At 43.2% G+C, this 17,060-nt stretch carries 13 protein-coding genes; 4 read left to right on the forward strand and 9 right to left on the reverse strand.

Annotation, left to right across the window (positions count from 1 at the left end; translation table 11 throughout):
- Window positions 1–470 precede the first annotated feature (470 nt).
- The 3 genes from HYN49_RS04300 (at window position 471) to HYN49_RS04310 (ending at window position 4,377) form a co-directional block, all read left to right on the forward strand.
- Window positions 471–1,658, forward strand: coding sequence for a phosphoglycerate kinase (locus HYN49_RS04300; RefSeq protein WP_108902973.1), 1,188 nt, complete (start codon window positions 471–473; stop codon window positions 1,656–1,658).
- A 207-nt stretch (window positions 1,659–1,865) separates the two neighbouring features.
- Window positions 1,866–3,863: a LysM peptidoglycan-binding domain-containing protein gene (locus tag HYN49_RS04305; RefSeq protein WP_108904949.1), complete on the forward strand. Its 1,998-nt coding sequence runs from the start codon at window positions 1,866–1,868 to the stop codon at window positions 3,861–3,863.
- 67 nt (window positions 3,864–3,930) lie between these two features.
- The gene (locus HYN49_RS04310) at window positions 3,931–4,377 is read left to right on the forward strand and encodes a GNAT family N-acetyltransferase (protein WP_108902974.1); all 447 of its coding nucleotides are present in this window, start codon (window positions 3,931–3,933) and stop codon (window positions 4,375–4,377) included.
- On the opposite strand, the gene HYN49_RS04315 is transcribed toward HYN49_RS04310, so the two are convergent.
- The 4 genes from HYN49_RS04315 to rnpA form a co-directional block, all read right to left on the reverse strand.
- The gene (locus tag HYN49_RS04315; protein WP_108902975.1) at window positions 4,374–5,216 is read right to left on the reverse strand and encodes an OmpA family protein; all 843 of its coding nucleotides are present in this window, start codon (window positions 5,214–5,216) and stop codon (window positions 4,374–4,376) included. The two genes, HYN49_RS04310 and HYN49_RS04315, sit on opposite strands and share 4 nt — an antisense overlap.
- Window positions 5,216–6,031, reverse strand: a complete 816-nt coding sequence (locus HYN49_RS04320) for an OmpA family protein (RefSeq protein ID WP_108902976.1) — start codon at window positions 6,029–6,031, stop codon at window positions 5,216–5,218. Before HYN49_RS04320 ends, HYN49_RS04315 begins: the two co-directional genes overlap by 1 nt.
- The gene (locus HYN49_RS04325) at window positions 6,031–7,668 is read right to left on the reverse strand and encodes a S41 family peptidase (protein WP_108904950.1); all 1,638 of its coding nucleotides are present in this window, start codon (window positions 7,666–7,668) and stop codon (window positions 6,031–6,033) included. The genes HYN49_RS04320 and HYN49_RS04325 overlap by 1 nt, the downstream gene beginning before the upstream one ends.
- Window positions 7,669–7,822: 154 nt before the next feature.
- Window positions 7,823–8,203, reverse strand: coding sequence for a ribonuclease P protein component (rnpA, locus tag HYN49_RS04330; RefSeq protein WP_108902977.1), 381 nt, complete (start codon window positions 8,201–8,203; stop codon window positions 7,823–7,825).
- A gap of 176 nt (window positions 8,204–8,379) precedes the next feature.
- Here rnpA and HYN49_RS04335 point away from each other — a divergent pair, with 176 nt between their 5' ends.
- Entirely contained in the window at window positions 8,380–8,916 is a 537-nt protein-coding gene (locus HYN49_RS04335) for an acyloxyacyl hydrolase (protein WP_245892254.1), read from the forward strand.
- On the opposite strand, the gene HYN49_RS04340 is transcribed toward HYN49_RS04335, so the two are convergent.
- The 5 genes from HYN49_RS04340 to HYN49_RS04360 form a co-directional block, all read right to left on the reverse strand.
- Window positions 8,917–9,327 (reverse strand): hypothetical protein, encoded by a 411-nt coding sequence (locus tag HYN49_RS04340; RefSeq protein WP_108902979.1) that lies wholly within the window; start codon window positions 9,325–9,327, stop codon window positions 8,917–8,919.
- Between the two features lie 123 nt (window positions 9,328–9,450).
- A complete protein-coding gene (locus tag HYN49_RS04345) occupies window positions 9,451–11,916 on the reverse strand; it encodes a beta-glucosidase (RefSeq protein ID WP_108902980.1) in 2,466 nt (821 codons plus the stop codon).
- 394 nt (window positions 11,917–12,310) lie between these two features.
- Complete coding sequence (locus HYN49_RS04350; protein WP_108904951.1) at window positions 12,311–14,182, reverse strand: M1 family metallopeptidase; 1,872 nt, start codon at window positions 14,180–14,182, stop codon at window positions 12,311–12,313.
- A gap of 77 nt (window positions 14,183–14,259) precedes the next feature.
- Entirely contained in the window at window positions 14,260–15,852 is a 1,593-nt protein-coding gene (locus HYN49_RS04355) for a S8 family peptidase (protein ID WP_108902981.1), read from the reverse strand.
- Window positions 15,853–15,938: 86 nt separating this feature from the next.
- The gene (locus HYN49_RS04360) at window positions 15,939–17,051 is read right to left on the reverse strand and encodes a DUF2911 domain-containing protein (protein ID WP_108902982.1); all 1,113 of its coding nucleotides are present in this window, start codon (window positions 17,049–17,051) and stop codon (window positions 15,939–15,941) included.
- Between the last annotated feature and the right edge of the window lie 9 nt (window positions 17,052–17,060).

A 17,060-nucleotide genomic window follows, 5' to 3' on the forward strand; every position in this document is an offset into this window, starting at 1 on the left:
CGTTGATACGGGACATTATGATTTCAAAAGAAATTGCTTGAATAGCAAAAATTGTCAGAAAATTTTTTAGATTTGTCCGATTTAGATTTTAAGATAAATAGTTTTTGAGAAACGGTTTGCCTCGGCAGGCCGTTTTTTGTTTGGTTTGTTTCTTTGTGTGCTTACCCATTTGCCGTAACTTTTTACTTACATAAAGTTGCATTTACCGCAAACTTTTCTCCGTTTACCTCATTAATTTTCAGCGCTTTCCCATTTGCCTTTCCTTTGTCTCACTTTTAAAAAGCACATGCTGATAAAAGTAATTTCGTGATTTTAAGGTTTTTTTGGTTAGGTACACCCCGCTTCCCGGCGGGGTTTACTTTTAAAATTTCCCTTAACGTCTTCGGACTGAAATCCCTTCAGGACTCCGATTTAGCGAAAAAACCTATATTTGTGGCGTCTTTAAAAATTTAAATAAACGATTATTGCCCATGAAAACCCTGAACGACATCAATTTCAAGAATAAGCAAGCATTAATCCGTGTGGATTTCAACGTGCCATTGGATGAGCATTTCAATGTAACCGACGATACCCGCATCGAAGCCGCCAAACCCACCATCGACAAGATCCTTGCTGAGGGCGGAAGTGTAATCCTGATGTCGCATTTAGGCAGGCCAAAAGGCGCTGAAGGGAAATATTCGTTGAGGCATATTGTAAAAAAGACTTCCGAAATCCTTGGTGTTGAAGTCAAATTCGCAGAAGACTGTATCGGTGATAAAGCAAAATCAGCAGCTGATGCCTTACAGCCAGGAGAGGTACTTATGCTTGAAAACCTGCGTTTCCATAAGGAAGAGGAAGCAGGAGATACCGCTTTCGCCAAAGAATTGGCATCACTTGGAGATGTTTACGTAAATGACGCTTTCGGAACCGCGCACCGAGCACATGCCTCGACGACTATTATTGCACAGTTTTTTCCAAATGACAAATGCTTCGGAGCTTTACTGGCAAAGGAAATCGAAAGCCTTAATAAAGTCCTGAAGGATTCGGAGAAGCCCGTGACAGCTGTTTTAGGAGGCAGTAAGGTGTCTTCAAAAATTACCGTTATTGAAAATATACTTGATAAAGTGGACCATATGATTATCGGAGGAGGCATGACCTTTACCTTCATAAAAGCGATGGGCGGAAAAATCGGGAATTCGATCTGTGAAGACGATAAACAGGCACTGGCGTTAGAGATTTTGGAAAAAGCCAAAGCCAAAAATGTTCAGGTCCACCTTCCTGTTGATGTGGTTGCCGCAGATGCTTTTTCAAAAGATGCCAATACAAAAATCACTGATGTAAGGGAGATTCCTGATGGATGGCAAGGCTTAGACGCCGGACCAAAATCATTGGAAAACTTTAGAAAGGTAATCCTTGAGTCAAAGACCATCCTTTGGAATGGACCGCTGGGTGTTTTCGAAATGGAACCTTTTGCAAAAGGTACTATCGAATTGGGCAATTATATCGATGAAGCGACACAAAAAGGTGCATTTTCGCTCGTTGGCGGCGGTGATTCGGTTGCGGCAGTAAAACAGTTCGGATTGGAACCAAAAATGAGTTACGTTTCTACGGGAGGCGGCGCCATGCTTGAGATGCTTGAAGGAAAAACATTGCCGGGAATTGCCGCCATACAGGATTAAACAACTATTAATTAACAATATTTCACATAATTTTAAGTTATAGAATACGGAAACTTTGTTATAAGATTACTATGTTTGCATTATGCAATGGTTTGAAATATAGCATTTTGCCGTTACAAGTTCTTTAACAGGACATTAAATGAACACGAATTGAAAAGTCTTTGGCCCCCCATGACCCCTTCTTGCAAAGACGATAAAAACGTAAATATGAATATAAAAAACATCACCTTATCTGCACTTTTGTTGATTTCGGGAACCATTTTTGCCCAGGATTCGACCAAAACTGCAGCTAATCTGCTGAAACCTGAAATTAAGATTTCCTATTTAGATTCTATTAAATCCACATTCCGCCGGGATGCTGTAGCTTCCTGTGTAGACAGCCTTTGGATGAAGGAATTGACGAACCTCGATTTGTTCGATAACCTTTCAGCAGACATTAAAAGCATCAACCTGGACCAAAAGGTAGATTACGAATTGCCAACGGAACTCCTGAAAGCCCGCCTTAAGGAAATGGATGCTAAGTCGCCGTTCAACATTGAATGGAATCAGGGATTGGAAAACATCATCAAGTCGTTCCTTAAGAACAGGAAAAAATCATACGAAAGGCTCATGGCCATTTCAGAATATTATTTCCCGATGTTCGAGGAATCTTTGGCTAGGCAGAATGTGCCTTTGGAAATCAAATACCTGGCCATCGTAGAATCGGCGTTGAACCCGAAAGCCGTATCAAGGGTAGGCGCTACCGGGCTTTGGCAATTCATGTACCAAACCGGGAAACAATACAACCTGAACATCGATTCTTATGTTGACGAACGCAGCGATCCGCAAAAGGCGAGTGATGCCGCAGCGCAATACATGAGCAATATGTATAAGATTTTTGGGGACTGGGATTTGGTTTTGGCCTCGTATAATTCAGGACCGGGTAATGTCGCGAAAGCAATCCGTCGATCCGGTGGGCAACAGAATTTCTGGAATATCCGCAAAAACCTGCCAAAAGAAACACAAGGATACGTTCCGGCTTTCCTGGCAACGATGTACATTTATACCTATCACAAAGAGCATGGCATCGTTCCGAACCGCGCCATCATCAAGCATTTCGCGACCGATACGATCATGATCAGGCAGCAGGTTTCGTTCAAGCAGCTTTCGGATTTGCTTGACGTGCCGGTAGCGCAGTTGCAGTTGCTGAATCCGTCATACAAGATGAATGTGATTCCTTATTATAATAATGTGCCGCATTACCTGAGATTGCCTTCTGAAAAGATTGCGATGTTTGCTTCAAATGAAGATAAGGTTTATGCTTATGTAACGCATGAAAATGAAAAAAGGGAAAGGCCTTACGAGCGCATCCGCCTGAATACTGCCAAGGATTCAACGGCAATAGCTTCCACAGATTCAGTAATTACATCCAGGTCAAGGACAAAATTCCATACGGTAAGGCGTGGCGACAACCTGAGTGAAATTGCATCTAAATATGGCGTGTCAATCGCTGAAATCAAACGTTGGAATAAACTTAAGAGCAATAGTGCGCCTTTAGGACGAAAACTGAAGATTGTTTTTTCAGAGGAAAGCAACAATATCGCAGTAAATCCGAAGAAGAATATTCCTGTAAAAGAAGAAAAAACAACGCCTTTGAAAGAAGCGAAGGCTACTGAAGTTGCTGAAGCTGCACCAGAATTTTATACGGTGCAAAAGGGTGACAATTTGAGCTCAATTGCTAAAAAATATGGTGTTTCGATTACTGATCTGAAGGAGTGGAACAACATGGAAGATACCAACGTGCTTTTGGATACCAAACTCAAAATCAACAAGGCAAAAGTAAATGTCGAGGAATTGAAGGAAGAAACAGCTGCTTTGACAACGACTTATTATGTAGTTCAGAAAGGCGACAATCTTGGTGCAATCGCTAAAAAACAAGGCGTGACCGTGGCCCAGATCCAGGAGTGGAACAACATGGAAGACAGTAATGTACAACTGGGTGCCAAGCTGACCATTATGAAAGCCGCTTCCGCAGAAAACCAGATTGCTGCAAGAGTGAAAAAAGACAATGCCGAAAAGCAACAGCATTATTTAGTAAAAAAAGGCGATTCGCTTTTCACGATTGCACAGAAATATCCTGGCGTAACGGTTTCGGATATTAAAAAGTGGAACGGCATCAGCAGCAATAATCTAAAGCCGGGAATGAAGCTGAAAATCAACGGTTAATTCATTTTAAAATATTTTATAGCCCTGGTAAAGTCGATTTATCAGGGTTTTTTTATTTATTTGTTTTATGGAATTACAATTTAAGATCAGTGCTTTCGACGACCTTTCGGTTTCTGAATTATATCAGATCTTACACCTTCGCGAATCCGTTTTTATCATCGAGCAGGATTGCATTTACCAGGATTTGGATCATAAAGATCAAAAAGCGCTGCATGTCATTGGGAAATGCGATGGGATGGTTGTGGCGTATTCGCGTTTATTCAAACCCGGTGATTACTTTGAAAACGCGTCCATCGGGCGTGTCGTGATTGATGCTGGTTTTCGTGACAGGAAATGGGGTTATCCGCTGATGCACACTTCGATTGATGGCATACTGCAACATTTTGGCGAAAGCCGGATAGAAATCTCTGCGCAGTTATACCTCAAAAAATTCTATGAAAATAACGGATTTCATGCCATAAGCGACACTTATCTGGAAGACGATATTCCGCACATCAGGATGCTGCGGGATTAAAGCTGTGTGATGACGATTTCAACCCTTTTGTTGAATTTCTCCGCTACATCCGTCCTTGGGAACTGGCGCCCGAAACCTTTGTAAAGCATGCGCGACTTATCAATGCCTTTTTCAATGAAGTAATCATAGATCCTTTTGGCACGGTCTTCAGAAAGGTTGTTTTTTCCCGTATAGATGTTACGTGCATCGCGAAAGGATTTCGAAATACAGCATACATGGCCGTGGATTTCAAATTTCATTTCAGGGTTTGCCTTGAAATATTGTACGTATTTCTCCAGCTCTGCTTCGCATGCCTCAGCGTTTTCAAAAACGGTCGTACTGGCTATAAAAACCAGTTGGCGTAAAATAAATTTGTCGCCTTTGGCCAGATTTTCACCAGGCATTTTATAGCCTTCGAACAAGTCGACATCGGCAGGTTTTTTTACCGTCGGTGTTTCGGTTTTTGGATTTGGAGTATAGGAAACCAAAACCGAAACCTTTCTGTTTTGTTGCCTTTGAATGTTTGCTTCGCGATCACCTGCGAGCTGGATTTCGCCTTTTCCGCTGATGCTTATATTATCTTTATCAGACAAGGAACGGATGTACGCTGCGGTGGATTGCGCCCTTTTCACCGATAAAGCCTGGTTGTCATTTTCAGCACCAATATCGTCACAAAAACCTTTGATCGCGATGGAATGTACGGTAATCGAATCATTGACAAAAAAAGTGTCCAGCAGGGCAACGCCGTTTGGTGCAAGCGAATAACTTCCGGAATCGAAATACAACAGGATTTCTTTCTGCTGTTGGGCAGATACTGCGGCTATGAAAAAAAGTGCAGCGGAAACGAAATAACTACGCATCAGGCTTTTGTAATGACCAATTCGACACGGCGGTCATATTCCTGGCCTTTCCCCAGTGGTACGGTATTTCCGTAACCTTTGAAAGTCATGCGCGTTTTGGCTATTTTCTTGAAAATCAAATATTTATACACGCTTTCTGCGCGGTTTTGTGACAATTGCCTTTTTTTAGTGTCCCGGTCGATGGCTTCTTTTTGGTAAGGAGGCGTGCAGCAAACATGGCCCTGTATTTCAAATTCCAGGTTTTTGTATTTGGCAAGCAAGCGTGCGAGTTTATCCAGGTCGGTTTTTGATTTGAAGGTCAGTTTGCTGCTGCCGCGTTCAAATAGAAGGTTTTCGAGGTAAATGTGATCGCCGATGATGTGTTTTTTCTGCACGGAAGTGAAAAACCCCGGAATTTCAATGGCTGGCAACGGTTTCAGGTTTAAAACCACATCGACACGGCGGTTTTTCGAACGCACCTCAGGCAGGTTGTCTACGATGTCATCATCAATCAGGATGCGACCTTTGCCCTCAATCGTAACGATAATCTTATTTTTGATGCCCTGCTGGATAAGCTTATCCTTAATCGTATTGGCCCGGTTTGTCGACAATTTCCGATTGTAGGATTCCTTTCCCAGGTCGTCTGTGTAGCCAAAAATCTGTATGGATTCGATGCGTGTAGAGTCGGTTTTTTTGATAAAATCGACGACTTCCTTCGCCTGCTTTTCGTCTAAAGAAAATTTACTGCTTTGGAAATAAACAGATTGAACAACTTCTTCCTGTGCATGCAGGGTGGCGAAAATAAAAAACGGGAGCAACCTTAGAACCTTAAGCATTATTTTTTCAGTATTTTATTATACTCCGAAGTGTTGTCAAGCAGGGCAGTCGCTTTCTTGATTTCGGAATTGTTTTTGGTATAATATTGATATAAGCCTTCTTTATATTGGTAACGCTGGATGATTTCGTCCAGGATCAGTTTCCTGATTTCCTTTTGGTAAAGCGTGAGTTGTGCATCTTCGCTTTTTTGCAGCGAGGTCAGCAATTGCTGGTATTCTGCAGTGATGCTTTCGTCAAGTTTCTCTTTTTTGGCTGCCTCGAGTGTCTTCTTCAAAGCCACTTCTGTTTCTGTTTCATAAGTGATTTTCTGCGCTTTCAGGAACTGTTTGAATTCGGAATAATCAGCGTCGGTTACCGTCGGAATCTTATCACCAAGATTCGGGTTCTTATAATAATACGAAGTCACATAATCGAAAATTGCGTCATTTTTCTGTAAGGCTTGCGTTATGGCGCTTAGTTTTGTTTCTTCCAGCTCGATATCAGGCTGTATCCCGCCGCCGTCATAAACCGTTCTCCCTTTACGGGTCTTAAACGCGTTATACTTTGAAGCGTCGGTTCGGATCGCTTTCCCGTCAGCATCTTTATGGGCATAATCCAACGCCTGGATGCATCTGCCGGAAGGCGTATAATAACGCGAAATGGTGACTTTAACCTGTGTCCCGTATGTGAGGTCAATCGGGCGCTGCACCAGTCCTTTTCCGAAACTCCTGCTGCCGATAATTACCGCGCGGTCGAGATCCTGCAGCGCACCGGAAACGATTTCCGAGGCAGAGGCGCTTTTTCCGTCAACGATTACAACCAACGGGATTTCCAAATCAATGGGTTCATTGTTGGTTTTATAGGTATTGTTGTGTTTTTCAACTTTAGATTTAGTGGTGACGATGACTTCGCCTTTTGGGACAAACAGGTTGCAGATGTTCACCGCTTCGCCCAAAAGCCCGCCCGGATTGCCCCGCAGATCCAAAACAATACGCTGTGCACCGTCCCTTTTTAATTGTTCCAGGGCTTCTTTTGTTTCCGAAGAAGCCTTGCGGTTGAATTGCGACAGCACGATGTAGCCCGTTTTATCGTCGATTTTTCCATAATACGGCACTGCTTTGATATCGACTTCATCCAATACCAATTGCGTGGAACTGATTTTGCCCTGTCGCTTGTATTTGATGTCAAATTTGGCATTTTTGCCGCCCTTCAGCAATTGCGAGGCATCGTCTTTATAATCGGCCAGGTTGACATCGCCGATCTGTATAATTTCGTCGCCTGCCTTCAGTCCGGCCTTGTCTGCCGGATAGCCTTTGTAAGGTTCCTTTACGATAACGTGTCCGTTTTTGCGCGTAATTATCGCACCGATCCCTGTGTATTCGCCGGTATTGTTGATTTTATACTTCAGGACGTCCTGCTCGTTGAAATAATTGGTGTACGGGTCAAGGTCGGCGAGCATGGTCTTGATTGCCTTGTCCATCATTTCGCCTGGATTGGTTTCATCGACATAATTCATGTTGACGGTTTTGTAGACATCGGTGAAAATTTCGATCTGTTTCGCAATCTCAAAGAAATCATCCTTAAAACTGGCGCCTACATAAAACAGCCCTGCCGCAACAGCCGGAACGACATATTTTTTCTTAAAAGCGATGCGCATATTCATAAATGGATTTATAAGTGCCAATGTATTCCGCCTAGGAAAACAAGGCAACTAAAATAGTAATTAAACGGCAGAATCAACAAAGAAACACTTTTAATTTAGCCGATAGATAACGGAAAAATACCGCTTTTTATTACGACCACCAAAATAATTATGAGGCTGTTGGCGGATTGACCTGAAGGATAAATTTTTCAAATAGCTGGATGGTTTTCCGGTTGATTTCCTGGTAATCCAGCCGGTCCTTGGTCTGGTAAAAAACCATGAAGGCATAAGGTTTGTCAAGATTTTCAAGGATTTGCTTATTGAGCCGGTAGGTTTCCCGAAGGACGCGTTTGTAATAATTTCGGTCAACAGCTTTTTTGAAATATTTTTTACCGACTGATACGCCAACGCTCATTTGCTCCTCCGGATTTTCAATAGGCAGGTACACCAGTCGAAGCGGATATTTTGAAACCGATTTCCCTTCCGAAAAAAGCAGATCAATCGTTTTCCGGCTTTTGAGTTTCTCTTTTTTTGGATAAGTGAATGGCATAAGGGGTATTTTCGGGTCAAAGTTACAAAAGAAGCCGCTGTGCTTGCTGAAATTTGAGTACTTTTAGCCAAATCTTTCTAACCAATTCCTATTCGATGTGCCAGAAATTGCGATTTCTTGTTTGCGGATTTTTCCTCTTTTCCGCAACTTTTGCCCAGCAAATTAAAAAACACCCGATGGATATCGGCCTGCATTTCGGTTTCGGCGATGAAATCAAAAACACGGATTATACCTATACCAACCATTACATCAAGCCGCAATTGTACTGGCAACTGAGGAAAGGCAGGCATTTTACATACCAGGTGCTTTTGCAGCCCGAAATCAATTTTGCCACGCATCAATTGATCAACCTTTATTTTGTCACGCCCGATGAACCGGACTATGAGCACAAAAGAGACGTATATACGAAGTTGAAAAACATTCGGGAATATGTGCTGAATGTAGGTTTTCTGGTCAGGAAACCCATCTCAAAAAATTTCAGTATGTATGTTTTGGGAAGCGTCGGCCCGATGATTACGGATACCGAAACGGAAAGGCTTTCAAAAGGTTTTGCGTTTTCAGATGTATTGTCGCTTGGATTTTCGTACCGTGTGAAGCATATTACATTTGATTTACGCCCGAATGTCAGGCATATATCCAATGCGGGCCTCCAGAATTCGAACGCCGGTTTCAATACGGCGAATATCGAATTCGGGTTTTCAATGCCGCTTTAGTTATTGGACGTATACGTTATAGACGATTTTTACATCTTCGAAATTGATGTAGAACTGCTTGCGGTTTCCCTGTCCTTTCCTTGTGATAATTAAGATGGTACAAGCCCTGCCGTCAGTGAGCATACAGTTTAGCGGAATGGTTTCATCATCGCCACTGACGATTTTCTCGCCATAACTCATGATTTGATAAATCTGGATATCCTTGGAACCGATGACAATCCTGTCCTTTTTTCCATCAAGCGTAATAATGACGGTTGATTGCTCCGGCTCAGTCCATTTTCCCCACGTCCCGTCTTCATTTTTTTCGGTAAGGCTGAAACTGCTCGCCTTGAAACGATAGGTCTGTGCAAAAGTTTTCGGAACCGTTACCAGGAAGAACAGGCAGAGCGCCAGGGATTTTAAGATTTTCATTTTCGTCAATTTTACGGCTGTAAAACTACAAATTCCGTTTTACATACCCGAAATTATAACGCAATTTTAAGTCATTACTGATATCGTGAGGCCTTTAAATCCGTTGCAAAAACGATGATGGTTTCATTGCACAACAGCATTTCCTTTCAGCCTGATATCTTCCGAAGAAGACGCTACAAGGATTTCAAAAGTGCCCGGGTCATAGCCAAAAGCATTCTTTTCAGTTTTAAAATAAGAAAACGCATCCTTGTTGAGCTTGATGGACACCACCTTGCTTTCCCCTTTTTTAAGGAAAATCTTCGTGAAACCCTTAAGCTCCTTTAGTGGTCTTTCTACTTTTGGGTTTTTAGGGCTGATATAGAGTTGGGCTACTTCGGCACCATCATAATTTCCGGAATTTTTAATGATAAAACTTACCGTAAAATCTGTCCCTTTACCCGAAACATTCAAAGCCGAATAATCAAATTTGGTGTAAGAAAGCCCGAATCCAAATGGGAACTGCGGCTTCACATTGGACTTGTCATAATAGCGATAACCAACATTCAGGCCCTCCCGGTAAAAGACCTTCTTGTCACCGTCAGGGTCGTAATAATTTTTGAAAGTCGGATTGTCTTCCCATTGTTTTTCAAAACTCACAGGCAATTTACCGGACGGATTGGTCTTTCCGAAAAGGATTTCCGCAATGGCAGTACCGCCTTCCTGCCCCGGATACCAGGCGTGCAAAAGGGCTTTTATGTTGGGCAGCCATTTTTGCATATCGACGTTTCCGCCGGCGTTCAATACCACAATCGTGTTGGGGTTGGCCTTGGCAACGGCATTGATGAGCATCGTCTGGTATGGCGGCAATTGGAAAGTACGGTCAAACCCTTCACCTTCCGACGTATCATCAAACCCAACTGAAACGATGGCAATTTCTGAGGCTGCGGCCGCTTTTTGCGCTTCACTGAAACTGATTTCTTCAAAATAAGCGGCAAACTTAATTTCTGCATCGCCGCCATTTTCATAAAATTCCAAAACAAAATCATATTCTTCTCCCGCCCTCACAGCAAATTCGACGGTGTTAAGCGTTGCTGCGTGGTCGGTCCAGAGGTCAATGACTTTTTTGCCCTTTACCGTCAGCCGGAAACCATCGTCCCCGCGGACTGCCAGTTTGTAAGCCACATTTTTTTCCGCGCGGATCACACCGGTGTAGCGCGCTGAAAAGTGATTGCCAGGAATGCTGCTATCATGGTCGGTGTCGCTCCATTTGTGGTTGATTTCAGTTTCGGTACGTTGCAGGAAAGGCGTTCCTTCAAGGTTTTGGTTCGAAAAATATGCCGCCTTTACCCCCTTTTCCCTAGAACCTGCTGCAGTATAAATGGGTGATTTGCTGATGTAATCTTCCATTTTAGGAATGGCTGCCGCGACATAATTGATTTTGACGGATGGGTCATAATCTTTGATGCCCTGAAGCAGGGAAGTAGCATGAAATGGTTTGGTGTACGAACTTCCGCCGCCTGCCACATTGGTGTCAGCATTCGGGCCAATTAGGGCAATGCTTTTCGGTTTCTTTGTAAGTGGTAAAATATTAGCCTGGTTCTTAAGCAGTACGATGCCGCTTCGGGCGAGGTCCAAAGCGACCTTTTCGTTTTCGGGATTTGGTTTTGTTTCTTTTGCGGTATAAGGATTGTCATAAAACCCGAAACGGAAAATGATCCGTAAAATACGTCTTACTTTATCGTTAACCGTTCCTTCAGAAACCAAACCTTCTTTAATCGCCGGCAACAGCGTTTCCTTATTCATAAATGCGCCAGAAGGCATTTCGAGGTCCAGCCCGCCATTAGCTGCGGCAATGCCATCGTACGTAGCAACCCAGTCAGACATCAGGATGCCTTCAAATTGCCATTCACCTTTCAGGATGTCATTGTTCAGGTGGTTGTTTTGGGTGGCATGAACACCATTGACAAGATTATAGCTGTTCATTACTGCGCCCACTTTGCCTTCCTGTACGGCCATTTTGAAAGCTGGCAGATAGATTTCGCGCAGCGTCCTTTCATCCATATCTGAGCTTACATTGTTGCGGTCCCATTCCTGGTTGTTCGCTGCAAAATGCTTTACGGTAGCCACAACTTTCTGGCTTTGCACACCCTGGATATAAGCCGAAGCCATTTTTCCGGAAAGGAACGGATCTTCGCCAAGGTATTCAAAATTCCGCCCGTTCATCGGGGCGCGATATATATTGACACCTGGCGCCAGCAGGATATGCACGCCTCGTTCGCGCGCATCTTTGCCTAGTGCTTCGCCATATAGGTATGCAGCTTGCGTGTCCCAGCTTGCAGCAGCAAGGATAGTTGCGGGGTAGGCGGTAGTGGGGCCATAATTGCGTGTGCCGACGGGGCCATCGGTCATTTTGATTTCAGGAAGGCCGAACCGTTCCATGCCGCGAATGTAAAAATCCTTATACCCTCCTATATATTCTATTTTTTCTTCGATTGTCATTTTCGAAAGCAGATCCTCAGCACGCTCATCGGCGGGAACTTTCGGGTCTTTGTAAATCTGGGCGAACAGGCAGGCTGGTGCCAAAAGCAGGAGGAATGAAATTTTACGCATAAACACGTCTTTGGTTGGTTGCCAAAATTACGCATTAATGGTTTTTGATTTCGGAAAATGTAATATTGATGGGGTTTTGATGAGGATTTCTATGCATTTTGAAATTTCGCGGTTTATGTCTTTTATACAAGCGGCGCTTTAATTTTTATCAGACCTTAAAATCCTGTAATTCTTTTTAGGAATTGTGAAAAACATATTAACCTTCAGGTTGTTAACTTTGAAATATACAAATAAGCACTATTCGCGGGTTGAAGAAACAACTGCCGGAAAAGCGAATAACTATATATTTTAATGCGTTGGCATTAAACAAAAAACTCCCGATGCGCATCGGGAGTTTTTTGTTTAATTGCGAATTTCAAGTTACGAATTACGAAGTGCAGCTGTAATTCATAATTTATTTTACCTCCAAAACATTGTTTTCTCTTTTCACATCAGCCATGAAACCTGCCGCATCGATCTCGATTTTCTTAATGCTGCTTTTCACTGCGGGAATTTCGAATTCATAAGTCGGGTACGCCCAGGCCCAATCCGGTAGTGTGGTCCTTTTTACCAACGGCATCTCGTTTTCTTTTACGAAACTCATCATGCGCAGTGGGATGTAGAAGTTTTCTGTTTTTCCATCAGCATAAGTTACAGTAAGGTCGATAGGCATTGGCATACGGCCGATCCTTTCCAGTGTAATGGCAGTCGATCCGTTCATTTCTTTGACTTCTTTTACAGCGTAATCAATAGTATTTGTAGTTTCTGTCCAATCGGTCAGGTACCAATCGAGGTTGGCTCCCGAAACCCTTTCGGCTGTGCGCTTGATGTCGTTTGGTGTAGGGTGTCTGAATTTAAAATCCACATAATATTTTTTCAGCGTCTTTTCCAGATTTTCTTTCCCGATTAGGTAGCGAAGCTGTGCAAGAAAAACTTCTCCCTTGCCATAAGAAGTAATGCTGTAAACGCGGTTTTCATCATAACGGTCCGAATGCGTGGATTGTGGCTGTTCCTTTCCGGAATTCGCCATATTGATGTAGCTGTTATAAGCGCCTGCATAAGGATTGTCTGCAGGTTTTTCTGCAAGGCTGTTCAATGCGCTGTCTTCGATGAATGAGGTAAACCCTTCGTCCATCCAGCTGTGCTTGCTCTCGTTTGAGGCAAGAATGTGCTGGAACCAGGAATGTCCCATTTCATGTGTGGTTACGCCAAGAAGCCCGTCATATTTGCCTTCACCGAGGATTAAAGTACACATCGCATACTCCATTCCCCCGTCGCCACCCTGGATTACGGAATATTGTTTGTAAGGATATGGTCCGACAAACTGATTGTAAAACTGCATGATCTTGACTGTCGCAGGCTGAAGCATTTTCCAGTTGTCAATGATTTTTGAATTGTTCTTATAAAGGAAATGAATCGTTGCACCACCGGGAACCTGTGCGGTATCATGCAAATATTCCTTGTCGGCTGCCCAGGTAAAATCGTGGACCATCGGCGCTTTGAAATGCCAGGTCAGCGTAGGTGTATTGGGGCGTTTTACCGTTTTGCCTCTTTCTTCATAACCATAACCGATTTCGTTTGAATTCTGCAAATAACCGGTTCCGCCAAGAATGTAATTTTTATCAATAGTGATTTTCACATCGAAATCACCCCATACTCCATGAAATTCGCGCGAAATGTAAGGATCGGCGTGCCAGCCTTCGAAGTCGAATTCGGCGATTTTAGGATACCATTGCGACATGGATAAGGCTACGCCTTCTGCATTATTTCTTCCGGAGCGACGGATTTGTACCGGAACCTGTCCGTTGAAATTTAATGTGAATGTGGTTTTTTTGTGAGGTAAAATCGGTTTTGCCAAAGTCACCTCGAGAATTGTCCCGACAGTTTTGGTTTCCGCAGATTTTCCGTCCTGTTTAAAATTGGAAATATTCAGAAATCCGATTTCGCCGGGTTTCAGTTTTTTGATGCGGCTTTCTTTGACTTCGTTACCATCAACTTTGGTTTTGGTTACCATGCGCCCGTCAGGATCCTTGATACTTTGCAGGCGTGCGTCCATTTCGCTTCCGGGCTGGAAGGCATTCGGATACAAATGGAAAAAAACCTTCTTCAGCGTATCGGGTGAATTGTTCTCGTATACCAGCTTCTGTGTGCCTTTGTAATTATAATTGGACACATCCATAAACACATCCATTTTATAATCGACGTGCTGTTGCCAATAACCAGGGTTTTTCTGCGCATGGGTTTCGGCGAAAGCCAAAAAAAGCAAAAGGAAGTAAAGTCTTTTCATAAACATATGATAAATGAATAAGCCTGCCAATATATAAAAATATTCGCAGGCCTCCTCATGGTTACACTAAGTGCTGGTTAGCCATTCAGCTTTTTTGTTTTCCCTTTCGACATTTTTTCGGCCATCTGCAATGCGTTGTATGCGTTTACGATATGGCCTGATTTTGATAAAGAGGAAAACGGTTTCTTATTCGAATCATCACCGCCAACATTGACCTGTTCGTCAATTACGGTTCCTGAATCCATGATGATGTGCTTTACCTGTTTTGCAGTCAGGTTTGGATAATAAGAACGAATCAGTGCGGCTACACCGGCAACATTCGGGGAAGCCATTGAAGTTCCCTGCTCATATTTGAATTTGTTGTTTGGCACTGTGGCGTAAATTTGTACGCCAGGAGCGAAAACGTCTACATTTTCCTTTCCGTAGTTTGAAAAATCTGCAACGAGCTTGTCTCCATAGGTTACATCCAGTGCACCGATGGTCAGGACGTTGTCAGCAAATTCCGTTTTATTGTCTTTTGAATCATTCGGAAAATTGCTTTTCACATCGATATCTTCTGCGTCATTTCCTGCTGCGTGTACAATCAGTACATCTTTTTTCTCGGCGTATTTGATGGCATCATAAACCCATTGGCTGTGTGGTGAAAAACTTTTGCCGAAACTGCCATTAATCACTTTGGCACCATTATCTACCGCATAACGTATGGCAAGTGCGATGTCTTTATCATATTCATCACCATTCGGGACAGCCCTTACGGCCATAATCTGGACATTATCGGCAATGCCGTCGCCACCGATGCCGTTGCCTCTTTGCTGGGCGATGATCCCGGCTACGTGCGTACCGTGGAGCGCTTCATTTTTGTCCGGACCGAATACGATATTGTTCCCGTAAGATTTGTCATTGATATCATCCGGATTGTCGCCTACCACTTTTCTTCCGTCAAATTCCGTGTTCAGGTTATAGTCCAATTGCCCGTAAATATAGTCATGGTATTCGGTCACCTGGCTGATAAAGTCCGGTCCTGCCTGGGCTGACATGCTAAGCATGATACGCAGGCTTTTGTTCAGTTTTGGATCAGTAGTCTGGATTTCCTTTAATTCGGCAACCGTATAATTATCTTTCTTAAGATATTCGCTTACTACTTTATGTGCACTATCAAGCATGTCTACGGTCGGTTTTTGTGCTTTTGCATCCTTAAGTTTCTTGTCCAGTTGTGCTTTGGCATCTTTGTAAGTTTGCGAGCCGTCGTCGCCTTTCTTTACAATCCTGGTCATTTCCAGGCTTTCATTGACCGCATTGCCCAGGAAATTCCAGCCGTGCACATCATCAACATAACCGTTTTTGTCATCATCGATGCCATTTCCGGGAATTTCTTTAGTGTTGGTCCAAATGACATTCTTAAGGTCGTCATGCTCAATGTCAACGCCTGAATCCACCACGCCTACAATAACGGTTTTGCTTTTTTTGTTTTTCAAAAGCTCGGCGTAAGCCTTGTCGACGCTCATTCCGGGAACGCTGTCCTTTACAAGGTCAAGGTGGCTCCATCTTTGTAGTTCGGCTTGAGGAAGCGTGGCTTTTTTGCCCGTATATTTTACAGGGGTTTGTGCATTTGCCGAAAAGGTGAACACAAACGAGGCTGCTAAAAGCCAGATTGATTTTGTTATTTTCATAAAATCGTTGTTTTTTTTTGAAATTGGTCAAAAGTAATCCAAGAATGTTACAGCGGATTCAAAATTAACGTTCTTTTAGGGAAATGTTAATTTACGTCGGTGTTGCTTTCGAGTTTTTTAATTAAGTTTCGGACATTCGTTTCATTCAGCTCGTCCGGTGCCTGTTGCAATGCTTTTTTCATATAAGAAAGTGCTTTTTTGTAATCACCATTGGCGGAATATCCTCTTCCAAGGCCTACATTTGTTGTAAACACGTCAGGATTTTTCTTAGAATTCAATAGAAACACATCCAGAGCTTCTTTCGGTTTTTTGGCGGTAATCAAAGTCCTTGCGTATTGGTGCAGTTCAAAGATGGTTCCTAAAGGCAGTGCTTCTTCCCGAAGTTTTTTGGCTCCGTCATTTCTTTGGAGTTTTTCCAATACTTCTGCTTTTGTGCTTAACGTCTGGAAGTTTTTCTGCCCAACAAACCGTGCGTTAATCGCCATGTCTGCCCATTCCAGAGCCTGTTCTGTGGCAATATTGTTGTCAAGGCAATATTGTGCCGCCTGCTGAAAAGCCTGCCATGTAAAGCCCGGCTTGGTTTTCAATTCGCTTTTAAACGAAGCCAATTGCAGTTTTTGCACATCCACAACAACTTTAAACGGAATCATACGCTTTTCCCATTTCAGTGCTATTGTTGCTGAATTTTGGGTTTGGTCGAGGAATTCAAATGTAAGCCACTCGACGCTTTGCTCCAGGTTTTGATGTTTTACGGTCACGCGCAAGGCATCTTCAGCCGGATCATAATAGAAGCTTCCCCAGGAATTGGCCCTTTTCGAAAAGATTAAAATGTCTTCAGACGCGCCAAGTATAATATGAAACCCGTATGTCCCGGCAACTAAATCATTGTCTTCCACTTTTACATTTTCTGAAAAGGTGATCGTCGTGTTTTCGTTTGCGCCGGCCCTCCACGGGGAAGCTGTACTGGTACCAAAACCCAAATCCTGTAATCCGTAATGTGCCACGGGCGTGCCCCAGATTTTCCATTCGCGGCCTTTAACACCGGGACGGTTATAATTGATGGTCACTTTCGCAAGCCCAATATATTCTGACACCGATGCCTTTTTATTGCCGCCTTCATTGGCTATCGTCAGTGCCTGCGAATGAACATTCGTGATTGTAAAAAATGAAATCAGGAAAAAGATTTTGCTTGTTTTCATGAGTTTAGG

The organism is Flavobacterium pallidum, assembly GCF_003097535.1.
Lineage (GTDB): Bacteria > Bacteroidota > Bacteroidia > Flavobacteriales > Flavobacteriaceae > Flavobacterium > Flavobacterium pallidum.

Coding starts and splice junctions, on each gene's coding strand:
- HYN49_RS04350 (WP_108904951.1), bottom strand. CDS start 14,182: ATGAAAAGACTTTACTTCCTTTTGCTTTTTTTGGCTTTCGCCGAAACC.
- rnpA (WP_108902977.1), bottom strand. CDS start 8,203: ATGCCATTCACTTATCCAAAAAAAGAGAAACTCAAAAGCCGGAAAACG.
- HYN49_RS04355 (WP_108902981.1), bottom strand. CDS start 15,852: ATGAAAATAACAAAATCAATCTGGCTTTTAGCAGCCTCGTTTGTGTTC.
- HYN49_RS04300 (WP_108902973.1), top strand. CDS start 471: ATGAAAACCCTGAACGACATCAATTTCAAGAATAAGCAAGCATTAATC.
- HYN49_RS04315 (WP_108902975.1), bottom strand. CDS start 5,216: ATGCGTAGTTATTTCGTTTCCGCTGCACTTTTTTTCATAGCCGCAGTA.
- HYN49_RS04310 (WP_108902974.1), top strand. CDS start 3,931: ATGGAATTACAATTTAAGATCAGTGCTTTCGACGACCTTTCGGTTTCT.
- HYN49_RS04340 (WP_108902979.1), bottom strand. CDS start 9,327: ATGAAAATCTTAAAATCCCTGGCGCTCTGCCTGTTCTTCCTGGTAACG.
- HYN49_RS04325 (WP_108904950.1), bottom strand. CDS start 7,668: ATGCGCATCGCTTTTAAGAAAAAATATGTCGTTCCGGCTGTTGCGGCA.
- HYN49_RS04360 (WP_108902982.1), bottom strand. CDS start 17,051: ATGAAAACAAGCAAAATCTTTTTCCTGATTTCATTTTTTACAATCACG.
- HYN49_RS04305 (WP_108904949.1), top strand. CDS start 1,866: ATGAATATAAAAAACATCACCTTATCTGCACTTTTGTTGATTTCGGGA.
- HYN49_RS04345 (WP_108902980.1), bottom strand. CDS start 11,916: ATGCGTAAAATTTCATTCCTCCTGCTTTTGGCACCAGCCTGCCTGTTC.
- HYN49_RS04320 (WP_108902976.1), bottom strand. CDS start 6,031: ATGCTTAAGGTTCTAAGGTTGCTCCCGTTTTTTATTTTCGCCACCCTG.
- HYN49_RS04335 (WP_245892254.1), top strand. CDS start 8,380: ATGGATATCGGCCTGCATTTCGGTTTCGGCGATGAAATCAAAAACACG.